The organism is Sphingomonas agri, from assembly GCF_038148795.1.
Taxonomy (GTDB): Bacteria; Pseudomonadota; Alphaproteobacteria; order Sphingomonadales; family Sphingomonadaceae; genus Sphingomicrobium; species Sphingomicrobium agri.
The window spans coordinates 280,646-294,428 of record NZ_JBAPEU010000002.1 but is presented as its reverse complement, the minus strand read 5'-3'; the positions used below and the strand labels follow the sequence as shown (position 1 = coordinate 294,428).

Below are 13,783 nucleotides of genomic sequence, written 5' to 3'. Positions count from 1 at the left end.
ATGGCTTCCCGTGCATCGGCAATCCGTCTGCCCCTGCTGCTGCTCTTGCTACTGCTCGTCGTCTCCGCGATCATCGGAGGCGTCGTCGCGAGGATGTTGCCTCCAGGCCAGGTCGATCCCGGCCCAAGGCTGCTGGCGAGCGCCTCGGACAACAGCCTTGCACCCCTAGTCCGCAAGACGGCGCCGGCAGTCGTCAACATCGCGGTGCTCCAGCCCTCGCCAGCAGAACAGAATCCGCTTCTGCAGGATCCCTTCTTTCGCCGCTATTTCGGGGTACCCGACGCGGCGCTCCAGCCAACGATGGCTGCTGGCTCGGGCGTCATCGTCGATGGCAAGCGGGGCTTCGTGATCACCAACTTTCACGTCGTCCGCGAAGCGAGCGCCGTGAACGTTATCCTGAGGGACGGGCGCCGCTTTGCAGCGCAGCTCCTCGGCGTTGCTCCAAGTCTTGATCTTGCGGTCCTCAGCATCAACTCGAGGAACCTGCCAAGCCTCCCACTGGGCGACAGCCGGAAGCTCGAGGTTGGAGACTATGTCGTCGCCATTGGTAATCCGTTCGGCCTTGGACAGACAGTCACTAGCGGTATCGTCAGCGCTACCGACCGGCCCTTGGGGCAGGGGGATTCGAGACGGTTCATCCAGACCGACGCACCGATCAATCCCGGCAATTCGGGCGGAGCGCTAATCAATCTTCATGGCGAGCTCATCGGCATCAATTCGGCCTTGTTCAGTCCGAGCACCAGTGAAAGCAGCGCAGGCAATGTCGGTATCGGCTTTGCCATCCCGAGCAATGTCGTGAAACAGGTTCTGCAAGAGGCTGAGCGCGCGCCTGCGCGTCAATAGGAAAGTGGACTGGCCTTTCCGATCAGGCGAACCGGGGTCGAGATCACTGACCGCGATCGTTGCTTGTCCGCATTACGCTGTAATCGATCCTGATCCGGACCCACGAACCGACAAGCGGCTTACCGCCTTTACGGGGCGGGCGTACCCGGAACTGCCACGCCGCCTGCCGGACGGCCGAGGCGAGATGCGAACCCGGGGGATTATTCTCCAGCTCGATGCAGTCGTCGACGCGGTCGTTCGGGATTGTCCTGCATTCCACCAGTCCGTAGCCGTCGGGAGCGTTGCGAGGCAGGTATCCGGAAAGTTCGGCATCAGTCGGCTCGCGCGCCCATTCCGCGTTGTAGAGCGCTTCGCCGTTGGGTCCCCGGCCTATGACTTCGCTGTCGCCGCCGCCTCCGGACCCGGCAGCGGGAAGCCTGGAGATGTCAGAAGCGGCCATCTCTTCCTTGCTCATTTCGAGCCACGGCGATGGCTTCGTCGTCGTCTGTGGCGGGGGCGCAATGGTCGGCTTGACCGGCAGGATGATGGGCGGCGGCTTGGGCACGGGCCGTTCCTGCGCGACGTGCCGGGGCTGGAGGACGCTTTTCTTCGTAGAGGACGAGCTTCGGCTCTGCGGAATGAGATCAACCACGATCCCTCTCAGCGTCCGTTGCGAAGCCGGCGGCGGAATGACGCCGAGCGTCATGAGGACGAGCAGCAGCGCAAGATTGATCGCAAGGGCAAGCGCAAAGCCCGAGGCGCGCCGCTTGAGCGGCTGCCGGTCGTAGGGCGAAGGGGGGCGATAGGCGGGCAAGGTCTGGTAGTGTTCGGAACGTCGCGTTTCAGCCGGACTAGCGGTTTTCAACGTGAACTGGGAGTGAAGTCTTGGAGCCGCGTCCAGCCCTCGCACCGTGCCTCTTGCGAGCTGGGGCGGTGATTAACTGACCTTGCGGCGGGAACGGGCGCAGTGAAATGAGCGCCAATGGGCCTTACCATTCGGGGCGTTGCCGAAGCCGACGCGGACGCCATTGCGTCGATCTACGCTCACCATGTCCTGAACGGCACGGCCTCATACGATCTTGAGCCTCCGCCGTCGGAGTTTCATCGCTCCAAGATCCGCCGGATTACCGGTGCCAGCTGGCCCTTCCTGGTGGCGGAAGTTGACGGCGAGGTTGCAGGCTACGCCTACGTTACCCAGTTCCGGGACCGCGCGGCCTATCGTTTCACAGGCGAGGACAGCATCTATGTCCATCCTCGAAGAATGGGCCACGGCATCGGAAAAGCGCTTCTCGGGCAATTGCTGGAGCGATCGGCTGCACATGGGTTTCGGACCGTCATCGCGGTCATCGGGGGCGCAGAGCCTGCCTCGATTGCCCTCCATCGAGTGTTGGGCTTCCGTGAGGCGGGGCGGCTCAAGGCAGTGGGTTTCAAGTTCGGCCGCTGGCTCGATAGCGTTTACATGCAGCGCGAGCTGATTTGCGCTCCGCCCGATAGCAGTTAAGTTCCGGGCGGGAATGATCCTGTCCCTTCGCTCGGTTGGCAGGTCGTCTCCGAGGCAGGATGCGGGGAGGGGGCGCGCAGGTGAATCCGTTCGATTACCTCTTCAGTTTTTACGGACTGCTCCTTGGCATTGCTGTTGCAAATGTCGCGATCGGCTTTGCCGACATGTGGCGCGATTGCGAGAAGATCGCTGTCGGAACCTGCCCTCCGCTTGTCGCATCAAGCGTACTTCTGGGGGGAATGAACATCTGGCTGCAGATGTGGCACACGCGGCCTTATCTCACGGTGGACGGCGTCCAGATGCTCGCAGCGGCGGCCGTGTCGCTGCCTTACGTCTTCGTGAGCCGTGCGATCTTTCCGGGGACAGAGAACAAGCCTGAACGCAGCCTCGAGGACCATTATCTCAAACACCGCCGCATGATCCTCATCCTGCTGGCCATTCCGCCGATCGTTTCCGTCGTTACTCACATAAGCCTCGACCAGGTGCGATATGAGGGATTGGAGGCGTGGTGGGCCGCTGCCCGGATTACGGTGCCGCTGCTGCTCGTGCCATTTTCGGGACGCAGCGTTCAGAGAGCCGGGCTTGGCGTGCTCAATCTCGTCCAACTCGTGGGCTTGGTCGAGGGACTCTTTCGTTAACCTTCTCTGCTGACATCTGGGTAACGCGCCTCCGGTAAATCTGGAGTCGGCAGCGTCGCTCAGTCTTTAGCGAGCTCGGCGGCTCTGCCGCCAGATGCCGGCGCGCGGGCCAGAGGAACTGGGCGAACCGGCGAGTAGGGGGCCCTGCCTCCGTCGGATTGCTTCCCCCTTGCCGACGTCGAGACGGGGCCCTTTCATCACTCGAGCGGAACCTGTGTCGGTTTGTCGACGTTCGATGAACCACGATGGATACAAAGACCTTGAACCTCTGGCGTCAGATCGAGAGCGGCCGGCGGCAGGGACGGCAGCAGGCGGGCGGCCGTGCCAAGCCTAGCTGTGCTCCTGCTCCGCAGACGGGCGGGAGCTGATCTGGCCAGATTCCCGGCCACTTGGAGCGTTCGATCCCAAGACGTGCCGCGACCCAAAGGCCGCTTCGCCAAATCTGGATAGCTTGCCCGGCGAGCGTGCCACGCACGCTTAGCCGACGCTCTCGTCTCCTTCGCCGGCGCCGTGCGTGTCCGCCTCCGGGAACGGTTCATTGGAATTTGCGGCAACGAGCTTCGCGCGGCAATCATCGACCAGCACGCGGCAGCGGCCGAGGCTTTCGATTAGCTCAGCGTTAACCCTGAAAAGGTATGCGTTTTCTTGCGTATCTTGTTGATCGGACACGGGAAAACCCGCTTCTAACCCAGGTTACGCCCAAACGTCGGATATCCGACTCTGTTCCAACATCCGGTGCCGAAACTGCGCAAGTGTGAAAGCCGCGTGGCGGAGCAGGCTGCATCGCCCGCAGCCATTACTGATCCAAGAAGGAACGCATCTTCCTGCTGCGAGAAGGATGCTTCAGTTTCCTGAGCGCCTTGGCCTCGATCTGCCGGATACGCTCACGAGTGACCGAGAACTGCTGACCAACTTCCTCGAGGGTGTGATCGGTGTTCATACCGATCCCGAAGCGCATCCTCAGCACGCGCTCCTCGCGCGGCGTCAGCGAGGCAAGGACCCTCGTCACGGTCTCCTTGAGATTTGATTGTATGGCGGCATCGACCGGAATGACTGCATTCTTGTCCTCGATGAAGTCGCCCAGATGACTGTCCTCCTCGTCGCCGATCGGCGTTTCGAGACTGATCGGCTCCTTGGCGATCTTGAGGACCTTGCGAACCTTTTCGAGCGGCATGGAAAGACGCTCGGCAAGCTCCTCCGGAGTCGCCTCGCGGCCGGTTTCGTGGAGGAACTGGCGGCCGGTTCGGACGAGCTTGTTGATGGTCTCGATCATGTGCACCGGGATTCGGATCGTCCGAGCCTGATCGGCAATCGAGCGGGTGATCGCCTGCCGGATCCACCAGGTCGCATAGGTCGAGAACTTGTAGCCGCGACGGTATTCGAACTTGTCGACCGCCTTCATGAGGCCAATGTTCCCCTCCTGGATGAGGTCGAGGAACTGCAGGCCGCGGTTCGTATATTTCTTTGCGATCGAAATGACGAGGCGAAGGTTGGCTTCGACCATCTCCTTCTTGGCGATGCGCGCTTCGCGCTCCGCCTTCTGGACCTGGTTCACGATACGGCGGAACTCGCCGAGCGAAGTGCCGGTGCCCTGCGCGATCGTCGCAATCTCGTTGCGGATACGCTCGACGGTATCCTTCTCCGCTGCAGCAAAGGCAGCCCATTTCTTGTCGAGCTTAGCAACATCGGTGAGCCAGCTTTCGTCAAGCTCGTGACCCATGTAGCTCTCGAGGAATGCTCTGCGGGGAACGCGGTGCCGTTCGGCGAGGCGCAGCATCTGGCCGCCGAGCGCTGTGAGGCGGCGGTTGTAGCTGTAGAGCTGCTCGACGAGGTATTCGATCTTGCTGCCGTGAAACTGGACGCTTTCGACCTCGGCGGTCAGTTGCTCGCGCAGCTTCTGGTACTTCTTCTCCTCGGAAGCAGCGAAATCCTGCCCGAGCTGGAGCGAGTCCATGCGTGCGCCCTGGACCTTTGAGAACTTCTTGAAGACCGACGTGATCTCCGCGAACTTCTCGAGGGCCTGCGGCTTCAGGGTCTCTTCCATCTGGGCAAGCGAGAGGGTGTTGTCCTCGTCTTCCTCCTCCGCCTGCGGACGTGCACGGCGCTCGACCATGTCTTCGTCTTCATCGTCCGAAGATGCCTCGGGCTCGTCGGCGACCTCTTCCTCTTCCTTGATCGAGGGACCGGCAACCTTTTCGCTGATCTCGCCCTCGGGGCCTTCGCCCCCTTCCTCGGCTTCGGTCAGCTGCTCGGCCGTCGGGCCTTTGCTCAGCATTGCCTCAAGATCGAGGATCTCGCGCAGCTGCATGCGGCCCTCGTTCAGGGCATTCGACCAGGCAATGATGGCGTTGAAGGTGATGGGAGATTCGCACAGGCCCCAGATCATGGTGTCGCGGCCAGCCTCGATTCGCTTGGCGATGGCGATCTCGCCCTCACGGGAAAGCAGCTCCACGGCCCCCATCTCGCGAAGGTACATGCGCACGGGGTCGTCGGTGCGGTCGGTCGGCTCCTTCTTCGTTGCGGCAGCAGGCCGTGGGCCGCCGTCGTCGAGGGGATCGACCTCGTCTTCGATCGCAGGTTCGGCTTCGCTCTCGGATTCCTCCTCGTCGTCGCCGCGTTCCTCGTTCTCGACGACATTGATGCCCATGTCGTTGATCGCGGACATGATGTCCTCGATCTGCTCGCTCGACATCTGATCCTGAGGCAGCGCCTCGTTGATCTCGTCATAGGTAACGAAGCCGCGCTTCTTGGCGCGGGCGATCAGCTTTTTGATCGACGCGTCGTTGAGGTCGATGAGGGGCGCATCGCCCGCCTCGGCCGTTTCGACTTCCTGAGTATCGTTTTTCGCCATAGGTTTCCGCCGCTTAGTCGGTGCCGGCGAGCTGCGCCAGCCTCTGTCTCAATCCCCGCCGCGCCTCGATAAGGCGTTGCTGTTCCTCCAGGGCCTCGTCGGTGAAATCCCGCTTCAGCCGTTCCGTTGCATGGTCCAGGGCCTTTTCAACCTCCTCCGCCGCGGCGATGATCTCGACCGCCGCTGCCAGATCGCTTCGCGCGCGGTCCGGGTCGCTGTCGCGTCGGGTGAAGGAAAAGCCCAGGGCGCGCGGGGCCTTGCCGCCCGTTGCTCCATCGGTGCCCAATATGGTGTGAAGGCTCGTTTGATCAAGCACCGCGCCGGAGAAGGCCGCATTGACGAGATCGTCTCGCGCCTTTGCTGTCGGTTTGTCGGCGATCGGAAGAGCCGCGAGCTGTTCACAATGAGCCGCAAGTTCCTCCGGATAATTGGAAAAGCCCAGTATGAGCGCGCGTGCCGTGGTTGCGTCGATCCCCTCGCTTGCAATCGCCCGGGCCTCGTCCCTGACGGGTGGGGGGACAGGTATGAAGCGGCCGTTCCTGAAGCTTCCGCGGGATGCGGACTTCGCGAATGCCCGCGGGCCCTCCTGGGGGCGTCGCTGGGCATAGAAGCGATTGAGCCAATCCTCGCGGTAGATACGTGCAAGGTCGGAGTGACCGATCAGCCCGGCATGCGCGATCAGGCGCTCCTTGAGGCCCGCCCAGGCTTCGGGGGTGGTGAGCGGTTCGGCACTGACTTCATGACGCCAGAGGTGGGCGTCGAGAGGCTCGCTGTTGGCCAGCAGTTCCTCGAAGGCTTCGCGTCCGCCGGTCCGGATGACATCGTCGGGATCCTGTCCCGATGGCAGTTCGACAAAGCGCAAGGTTCGATCCGGACGAAGAAGCGGAAGCGCCCGCTGAGCCGCCCTGATCGCTGCTTTCCTGCCGGCACTGTCGCCATCGAAGCACAGGATCGGCGCTGGCTCCAGCCGCCACAGTCGCTCCAGCTGGCCCTCGGTCAGCGCTGTGCCGTTCGGTGCCACCGCCTCGGCGATCCCGGCACGGTCAAGAGCGATCACGTCCATATAGCCCTCGACGACGATCAGGCGCCGGGCGGTCCTGCTGGCCGGGCCGGCCCGGTCGAGATTGAAGAGGGTGCGGCCCTTGTCGAAGAGAACGGTCTGCGGCGAGTTCAGATATTTCGGCTCGCCCGGCCCTAAAATGCGGCCCCCGAAGCCGATCACTCTTCCGCGGGGGTCCCGGATCGGGATCATCAGCCGCCCTCGAAAACGGTCGTAACTCTCCCTGTCACCATCTTCGGGGCGGATTAGCATGCCCGTTTCAACGAGCCTGTCTTCACCGAGCTTTTCAAGCGCCCGCTTCAACGAAAGGCGGTTGTCGGGTGCAAGACCAAGTCCGAACCGCTGGGCCGCTGCGGCGTCAATGCCGCGGCCCTTGAGATATTCACGGGCATCCGCTCCGCCGATGCCGTTCAGTTGCTCCGAATACCATTTTGCAACCTCGGCCATCACGTCGGTAAGCGTCGCTGTACGCTCTGCCTGTTCCCTTGCCTTGGGATCGGGGGCGGGGACATCCATGCCCGCCTTCGAAGCAAGATCCTTGACCGCGTCCATGAACGCCAGTCCACGGTGATCGGTGAGGAAGCGGATCGCGTCTCCATGCGCTCCGCAACCGAAGCAATGGTAGAAATGCTTGTCGTCGTTCACCGTGAAGCTTGGGGTCTTCTCGTTGTGAAACGGGCAGCAGGCCTTCCACTCGCGGCCGGCGCGGATGAGCTTCACCGAAGGCGCGATGACCCCCGAGAGGGTTGTGCGCGCGCGCAGTTCGTCGAGCCAGGCGGGTGAAAGCGTCATATTGGGAAGTGAATTTTGTGGCAGCCGACTCGCGCGCCCGCAAGCGCGCGTAGGGAACTTATCCACAGGTCGCGAATGCACATCGTTCGAGGCCACCAGCCTAGATAGTTGATAACAAACGATTCATTCCATGCACGAAACGACGCAATTGAAGGTAATCTGTCACCGTTCCGACACACGGCGGCGAAAGATCGCTGAGCGGAATGAAAAGGGAGGGGTTCTATGCTGAATAAAATCGGCGGGCTTGCCCGCGCTCTCTACATTGTCCTCGCGATAGTCGCCGGGTTCGTTGCCCTTGGCGCAATGGATGTTGCGTTGGTACTTGTCGTGCTGGGCCTCGTCGCTGGCCTTGCAGTGCCACGGGATAGAATGGTTCTCCTGGCGGCGCTCGTGATCGCCATCCCGATCGTCGGCGCAGCGCTCGGCCATATTCCGACGATCGGTGCGCAGCTGACCGCGGTGGCCGCCAATCTGCAGCTGGGCGCGGCTGGATCGCTTGCGACTGCAATTGCGATCTTCCTTTACGAACTCGTGATGGAAGGGGTCACGGGCCTTGCGGGCTCCGCAGGCGCCGGTACGCCAGCTACCGCCGCGAGATAGTCATCAATCGGATTCCTGAGGCCCCGCCGCTCGAAAGGCGGCGGGGCCTTTTTTGATGCTCCTCAGGACAGGGCAGCCTTGACGAGGCCGGATGCGCGAGCCGGTTCGATCGAGGCTCCGAGCCGTTCCTTCACGAGAGCCATGACCCGTCCCATGTCCTTCATCGAAGTGGCCCCGGTCTCGGTAATGATCTCGCGGATGCGCGCTTGGGCTTCGGCATCGCTGAGCTGCTGTGGGAGGAAGCGCTCGATTACGGCGATTTCGGCTTCCTCGACCAGCGCCCGGTCCTCGCGCCCGTTCTTGCGATAGATGTCGGCTGATTCCCGGCGCTGCTTCACCATCTTCTGCAGAACTTCCGTGACGAGCTGGTTGTCGTCTTTCGGAGCACTGCCGGTGCGTGCCTCGATGTCCCGATTCTTGATCGCGGCCTGGACCAGTCGAAGGGTCGCGGTCGTCTCCTTGTCGCCGCCTTTCATGGCGGTCACGAGCGCGGTCTTGATGTCGTCGCGGATCATGTGTCGGTCGTTCCCAGGAAACCTCCAGCCCTAGCCGCGGATTTATGGCCTGACCAGCGGTTGACCGGACGCGCAAACCGGCATAGCGGCGGTGCCTTAGCGACATCGCTGCGAAACCCCTGACGGAAGGCTGCTCACGCCCATGGCCGACGTACGACCTCTGCACGCGCCCCGACCCGAGGGTGCAACCGGAGTCATTGTATTCGCCGATGGCAGAACCGCCTGGGGCCAGGGATTTGGCGCCGAAGGCGAGGCGGTGGGCGAGCTTTGCTTCAATACGGCCATGACCGGCTATCAGGAAGTGATGACCGATCCCTCCTACGCGAAGCAGGTCATCGCCTTCACCTTTCCCCACATCGGCAATGTCGGCGCCAACGAAGAGGATGTGGAGGCAGGAGAAGCCCATGCGCTCGGTTGCCTCGTACGCGAGGTTGTGACCGAGCCGTCCAACTATCGCGCCAACCAGGGCTTTGCCGCGTGGATGGCCAAGTCCGGCCGCATCGGCATCGCGGGCATCGATACTCGGGCACTCACCAAGCTGGTACGAACGGAAGGTCCCCCGACGATCGCCATCGCGCACCGCCATGACGGCCAGTTCGACATGGAGAAGCTCCACAAGATGGCTTCCGAGTGGCCAGGGCTCGAGGGCATGGACCTCGCCAGGGACGTCAGCCGGCTCCAGGTCGAGCGCTGGACCGGTGGCAAGTGGCGCTGGGGGCAGGGGTATGAGATGGGCGGCGACGATGCGCGCCGCCCGCATGTCGTCGCGGTCGATTATGGCAACAAACGCAATATCTTCCGGCTGCTCGTGGAGGCTGGTGCGAGGGTAACGGTCGTGCCTGCGACCGCTTCGTTCGAAGAGATCATGGGACATGAACCGGACGGTTTCTTTCTGTCCAATGGTCCTGGTGATCCTTCAGCGACGGGCGAATATGCGGTTCCGGTGATCCGTCAGATGCTCGAGACCAGGAAGCCGCTGTTCGGTATCTGCCTTGGCCATCAGATGCTGGCTCTCGCTGTCGGCGGCAGGACATCGAAGATGTTCCAGGGCCACCGCGGAGCCAACCATCCGGTGAAGCGGCTGTCGGATGGTCGAGTCGAGATCACCAGCATGAACCACGGCTTCGCGGTCGAGCGTCAGGGCTTGCCCGAGAATGTTCGCGAGACTCACGTGTCGTTGTTCGACGGCAGCAATTGCGGGATCGAGCTTACGGACCGGCCGGCGTTCAGTGTTCAATATCACCCCGAGGCCAGCCCGGGTCCGCAGGACAGCTTCTACCTGTTCGAGAAATTCGTCGAGGCGATGCAATGAGAGGAGCGGTCCTCATTTCGACCTGTGCGCTCCTCCTCACTAGCTGCGCAACCGCGCAGCTCCATAGCGAAGACCAGCTTAACCAGGTTGCGATAGCGTGCGGCCTCTCCGTCGGCGACGTGGTCCAGGAGACAGAGGAGAAGCGCCTTCTGTTTCTCTATCGGGTGGCGCCCAAGCCCCAGCAGCGACACTGCGTCTATCAATGGGCGCGCCGCAATCACCTTACGCTCGTCACTATCAACGCCGTCAACGAAGGCCCGGGACCGCAGAGCTGATGCCCAAGCGCACCGACATTTCCTCGATCCTCATCATCGGCGCGGGCCCGATCGTCATCGGGCAGGCTGCCGAGTTCGATTATTCCGGAAGTCAGGCCGTCAAGGCGCTGAAAAGCGAAGGTTATCGCGTGATCGTCGTCAATTCGAACCCGGCGACGATCATGACCGATCCGGACCTTGCAGATGCGACCTATGTCGAGCCAATCACCCCGGAGATCGTTACCAAAATCCTCGAGAAGGAGCGGCCAGACGCATTGCTCCCGACGATGGGTGGGCAGACTGCGCTGAACACGGCGCTCGCCCTGTTCAAGGACGGTACTCTGGACCGGCTCGGGATCGAGCTCATCGGAGCGAATGCGCAGGCGATCGAGAAGGCGGAGGACCGGCTCAAGTTCCGGGAGGCGATGGACAAGATCGGCCTGGAAAGCCCGCGGTCCCGGATCGCTCACAGCCTCGAAGACGCGCTTCAGGTCCTCGAATATGTCGGTCTGCCGGCAATCATCCGGCCGAGCTTCACGCTCGGCGGCACCGGCGGCGGTATTGCATATAATCGCGACGAATTCGTCCAGATCGTGCTCGGCGGCCTCGAGGCCAGCCCGACAACCGAGGTCTTGATCGAGGAATCGGTGCTCGGCTGGAAGGAGTTCGAGATGGAGGTCGTGCGCGATCGCGCCGACAACGCCATCATCATCTGCTCCATCGAGAACGTTGACCCCATGGGCGTCCACACCGGTGACAGCATCACCGTCGCGCCGGCCCTGACGCTGACCGACAAGGAATATCAGCGCATGCGCTCGGCGAGCATTGCCGTGCTGAGAGAAATCGGCGTTGAAACAGGTGGTTCAAACGTTCAGTTCGCAGTTGATCCGAAGACAGGACGAATGGTGGTGATCGAGATGAACCCGCGCGTTTCGCGGTCCTCGGCACTGGCTTCGAAGGCGACCGGCTTCCCGATCGCAAAAGTGGCTGCCCGGCTGGCGGTCGGATACACGCTCGACGAGATCGCGAACGACATCACTGGCGGGGCTACCCCCGCAAGCTTCGAGCCGACGATCGATTACGTTGTCACCAAGATCCCGCGCTTTGCATTCGAGAAATTCAAGGGCGCGGATGCTCTTCTTTCGACCTCGATGAAGTCGGTGGGCGAAGTGATGGCGATCGGTCGGAATTTTGCGGAGAGCCTGCAGAAGGCGCTCCGGGGTCTGGAAACCGGTCTCTGCGGCCTTGATCGAGTGCGCGAGTTTGAGAACGCCGACCCCGCGCAGATCGAGAGCGCGCTTGCACGGGCAACGCCGGATCGGCTGCTCGTCGCGGGCGAGGCCCTGCGGCAAGGCTTTTCGGTCGAGCGGATCAACGAGATCGCCGGTTTTGATCCGTGGTTCCTGAAGCGCCTGCAGGAGATTGTCGAGGCGGAAGAGGAGCTTCGGCTGAACGGGCTCCCGAATGATTCGCGCGGCATGCGCCGGCTGAAGGCGATGGGATTCTCGGACGAACGACTGGCCCAGCTCTCGCTTCGCTCGGCGCACGTACAGCGCGAGATGAGCGAGGCCGTGGCAGCCGGAGGATCGGGGGTCGTACACAGCGCAATGGCAGGAATGACGGGCGGGATCACCGAAGCCGAGGTCCGCGCGCATCGGCTGCGTCTCGATGTCCGGCCCGTCTTCAAGCGCATCGACAGCTGTGCCGCCGAGTTCGACGCGACGACGCCCTACCTTTACTCGACCTACGAGGCGCCGCTGTTTGGTGAACCCGAGGACGAGGCCGATGTCAGCGAACGCCGAAAGGTCATGATCCTGGGCGGTGGTCCCAACCGGATCGGCCAGGGGATCGAGTTCGATTATTGCTGCTGCCACGCCGCCTTTGCGCTCGGGCGCGACCGCGGCGATCAGAAGGGCGCCGGGTTCGAAACCATCATGGTGAATTGCAACCCGGAGACGGTCTCGACCGACCCTGACACCTCCGATCGGCTCTATTTTGAGCCATTGACCGCAGAAGACGTGCTCGAAGTCGTGCGGCGGGAGCAGGAGAAGGGTGAGCTGCTCGGCGTCATCGTGCAGCTCGGCGGTCAGACCCCGCTGAAGCTCGCCGAACAGCTCCAGGCGGCTGGCGTGCCGATCCTCGGGACCTCGCCTGACAGCATCGACCTTGCCGAAGACCGCGAGCGGTTCGCAGCGCTTGTTCAGCAGCTCGGGCTCAAGCAGCCGTCCAACGGCATTGCACGCAGCAGGGACGAGGCGATCCGGGTCGCGGATCGGATTGGCTATCCGGTGCTGCTGAGGCCTTCCTACGTGCTCGGCGGCCGCGGGATGGAGGTGGTCGAAGGTCCCCAGCAGCTCGACCATTATATCGCGACTGCGGTCCAGGTGTCGGGCAAGAGTCCGGTCCTCATCGACCGCTATCTTCGGGATGCGATCGAAGTCGACGTCGACGCGATCTGCGACGGGACGGACGTCGCCGTCTGCGGCGTCCTTCAGCATATCGAGGAGGCCGGCGTGCATTCGGGCGACAGCGCCTGCTCGATCCCGCCCTATAGCCTGCCGCCTGCCATCGTCGCCGAGATCGAGAGGCAGACGGGCGAACTTGCGCTTGCACTGAAGGTCAAGGGACTGATGAACGTGCAATTCGCGGTCAAGGACGAGGAGGTCTACCTCATCGAGGTCAATCCGCGCGCCAGCCGCACCGTCCCCTTCGTTGCAAAGGCAATCGGTCGTCCAGTCGCCAAGATCGCGGCTCGGGTAATGGCGGGTGAGCCCCTTCAGAGCTTCGGGGTCATAAGCCGCACCCTCGACTATATCGCCGTGAAGGAATCGGTATTCCCCTTCGCGCGCTTCCCCGGAACTGATCCGGTACTTGGACCGGAAATGAAGAGTACGGGTGAAGTCATGGGAATTGCCGGAGAATTTGATATTGCTTTTGCAAAAGCGCTGATCGGCGCCGGAATGACCCTGCCGCAGGGCGGAACCGCGTTCGTCTCGGTCAAGGACGCCGACAAGGACAATATCGTGCCAGCGGTCGAAAAGCTGGTGGAACTGGGCTTCCAAATCATTGCGACCGCAGGAACGGCGGCTCACCTCAAGGCCAGGGGTTTGCCCATCGAGGTCGTGAACAAGGTAGCGCAGGGCCGTCCCCACATCGTCGATCGACTGCTCGACGGGGACGTCGCGATTGTCTTCAATACCACGGAAGGCTGGCAATCCCTGAAGGACAGCCATTCGATCCGCACGACGGCCCTCAACAAGAAGGTTCCCTATTTCACTACCGCGCCCGCAAGTGTGGCTGCGGCGCGATCTATCGAGGCAGTCCGTGGGCGCGCGCTTGAAGTCGCCTCGCTCCAATCCTATTATTCCGGCTCCCCAGGCTAGGCTTTTCACTCACAACCTGTTGCCACCGCGGGCCCGAAGGCACGCCGGGGCGGGG

General features: G+C 62.5%; 11 protein-coding genes. 7 read left to right on the top strand and 4 right to left on the bottom strand.

The genetic code is table 11. From position 1 onward, the window contains the following. Entirely contained in the window at positions 1-843 is an 843-nt protein-coding gene (locus tag V8192_RS08255) for a trypsin-like peptidase domain-containing protein (RefSeq protein WP_341632599.1), read from the top strand. A gap of 43 nt (positions 844-886) precedes the next feature. Here the strand turns inward: V8192_RS08255 and V8192_RS08250 are convergent, their stop codons facing one another. Further along, a complete protein-coding gene (locus V8192_RS08250; protein WP_341632598.1) occupies positions 887-1,687 on the bottom strand; it encodes a hypothetical protein in 801 nt (266 codons plus the stop codon). 117 nt (positions 1,688-1,804) lie between these two features. Between V8192_RS08250 and V8192_RS08245 the strand changes: the two genes are divergently transcribed. Further along, a complete protein-coding gene (locus V8192_RS08245; RefSeq protein WP_341632597.1) occupies positions 1,805-2,323 on the top strand; it encodes a GNAT family N-acetyltransferase in 519 nt (172 codons plus the stop codon). 80 nt (positions 2,324-2,403) lie between these two features. Next, complete coding sequence (locus tag V8192_RS08240) at positions 2,404-2,961, top strand: hypothetical protein (RefSeq protein WP_341632596.1); 558 nt, start codon at positions 2,404-2,406, stop codon at positions 2,959-2,961. A gap of 796 nt (positions 2,962-3,757) precedes the next feature. Here the strand turns inward: V8192_RS08240 and rpoD are convergent. Together rpoD and dnaG are read right to left on the bottom strand one after the other, a co-directional pair. Continuing rightward, a complete protein-coding gene (gene rpoD / locus V8192_RS08235) occupies positions 3,758-5,812 on the bottom strand; it encodes an RNA polymerase sigma factor RpoD (protein WP_341632595.1) in 2,055 nt (684 codons plus the stop codon). A 13-nt stretch (positions 5,813-5,825) separates the two neighbouring features. Next, complete coding sequence (dnaG, locus tag V8192_RS08230) at positions 5,826-7,664, bottom strand: DNA primase (RefSeq protein ID WP_341632594.1); 1,839 nt, start codon at positions 7,662-7,664, stop codon at positions 5,826-5,828. 222 nt (positions 7,665-7,886) lie between these two features. Here dnaG and V8192_RS08225 point away from each other — a divergent pair, with 222 nt between their 5' ends. Beyond that, complete coding sequence (locus V8192_RS08225) at positions 7,887-8,264, top strand: hypothetical protein (protein ID WP_341632593.1); 378 nt, start codon at positions 7,887-7,889, stop codon at positions 8,262-8,264. 62 nt (positions 8,265-8,326) lie between these two features. On the opposite strand, the gene V8192_RS08220 is transcribed toward V8192_RS08225, so the two are convergent. Further along, a complete protein-coding gene (locus V8192_RS08220) occupies positions 8,327-8,779 on the bottom strand; it encodes a GatB/YqeY domain-containing protein (protein WP_341632592.1) in 453 nt (150 codons plus the stop codon). Between the two features lie 142 nt (positions 8,780-8,921). On the opposite strand from V8192_RS08220, the gene carA reads away from it, so the two are divergent. The 3 genes from carA to carB are packed head-to-tail and all read left to right on the top strand — an operon-like array spanning position 8,922 to position 13,728. Further along, positions 8,922-10,091, top strand: coding sequence for a glutamine-hydrolyzing carbamoyl-phosphate synthase small subunit (gene carA / locus V8192_RS08215; protein WP_341632591.1), 1,170 nt, complete (start codon positions 8,922-8,924; stop codon positions 10,089-10,091). Beyond that, on the top strand, positions 10,088-10,366 hold the full coding sequence (locus V8192_RS08210; protein ID WP_341632590.1) for a hypothetical protein: 279 nt from the start codon (positions 10,088-10,090) through the stop codon (positions 10,364-10,366). The genes carA and V8192_RS08210 overlap by 4 nt, the downstream gene beginning before the upstream one ends. After that, the gene (gene carB / locus V8192_RS08205; RefSeq protein ID WP_341632589.1) at positions 10,366-13,728 is read left to right on the top strand and encodes a carbamoyl-phosphate synthase large subunit; all 3,363 of its coding nucleotides are present in this window, start codon (positions 10,366-10,368) and stop codon (positions 13,726-13,728) included. The genes V8192_RS08210 and carB overlap by 1 nt, the downstream gene beginning before the upstream one ends. Positions 13,729-13,783 lie beyond the last annotated feature (55 nt).

Excerpts from the sequence above, each read along its gene's own strand:
- V8192_RS08245 (WP_341632597.1), top strand. The coding sequence starts at position 1,805 with ATGGGCCTTACCATTCGGGGCGTTGCCGAAGCCGACGCGGACGCCATT.
- rpoD (WP_341632595.1), bottom strand. The coding sequence starts at position 5,812 with ATGGCGAAAAACGATACTCAGGAAGTCGAAACGGCCGAGGCGGGCGAT.
- V8192_RS08225 (WP_341632593.1), top strand. The coding sequence starts at position 7,887 with ATGCTGAATAAAATCGGCGGGCTTGCCCGCGCTCTCTACATTGTCCTC.
- carB (WP_341632589.1), top strand. The coding sequence starts at position 10,366 with ATGCCCAAGCGCACCGACATTTCCTCGATCCTCATCATCGGCGCGGGC.
- V8192_RS08210 (WP_341632590.1), top strand. The coding sequence starts at position 10,088 with ATGAGAGGAGCGGTCCTCATTTCGACCTGTGCGCTCCTCCTCACTAGC.
- carA (WP_341632591.1), top strand. The coding sequence starts at position 8,922 with ATGGCCGACGTACGACCTCTGCACGCGCCCCGACCCGAGGGTGCAACC.
- V8192_RS08220 (WP_341632592.1), bottom strand. The coding sequence starts at position 8,779 with ATGATCCGCGACGACATCAAGACCGCGCTCGTGACCGCCATGAAAGGC.
- V8192_RS08255 (WP_341632599.1), top strand. The coding sequence starts at position 1 with ATGGCTTCCCGTGCATCGGCAATCCGTCTGCCCCTGCTGCTGCTCTTG.
- dnaG (WP_341632594.1), bottom strand. The coding sequence starts at position 7,664 with ATGACGCTTTCACCCGCCTGGCTCGACGAACTGCGCGCGCGCACAACC.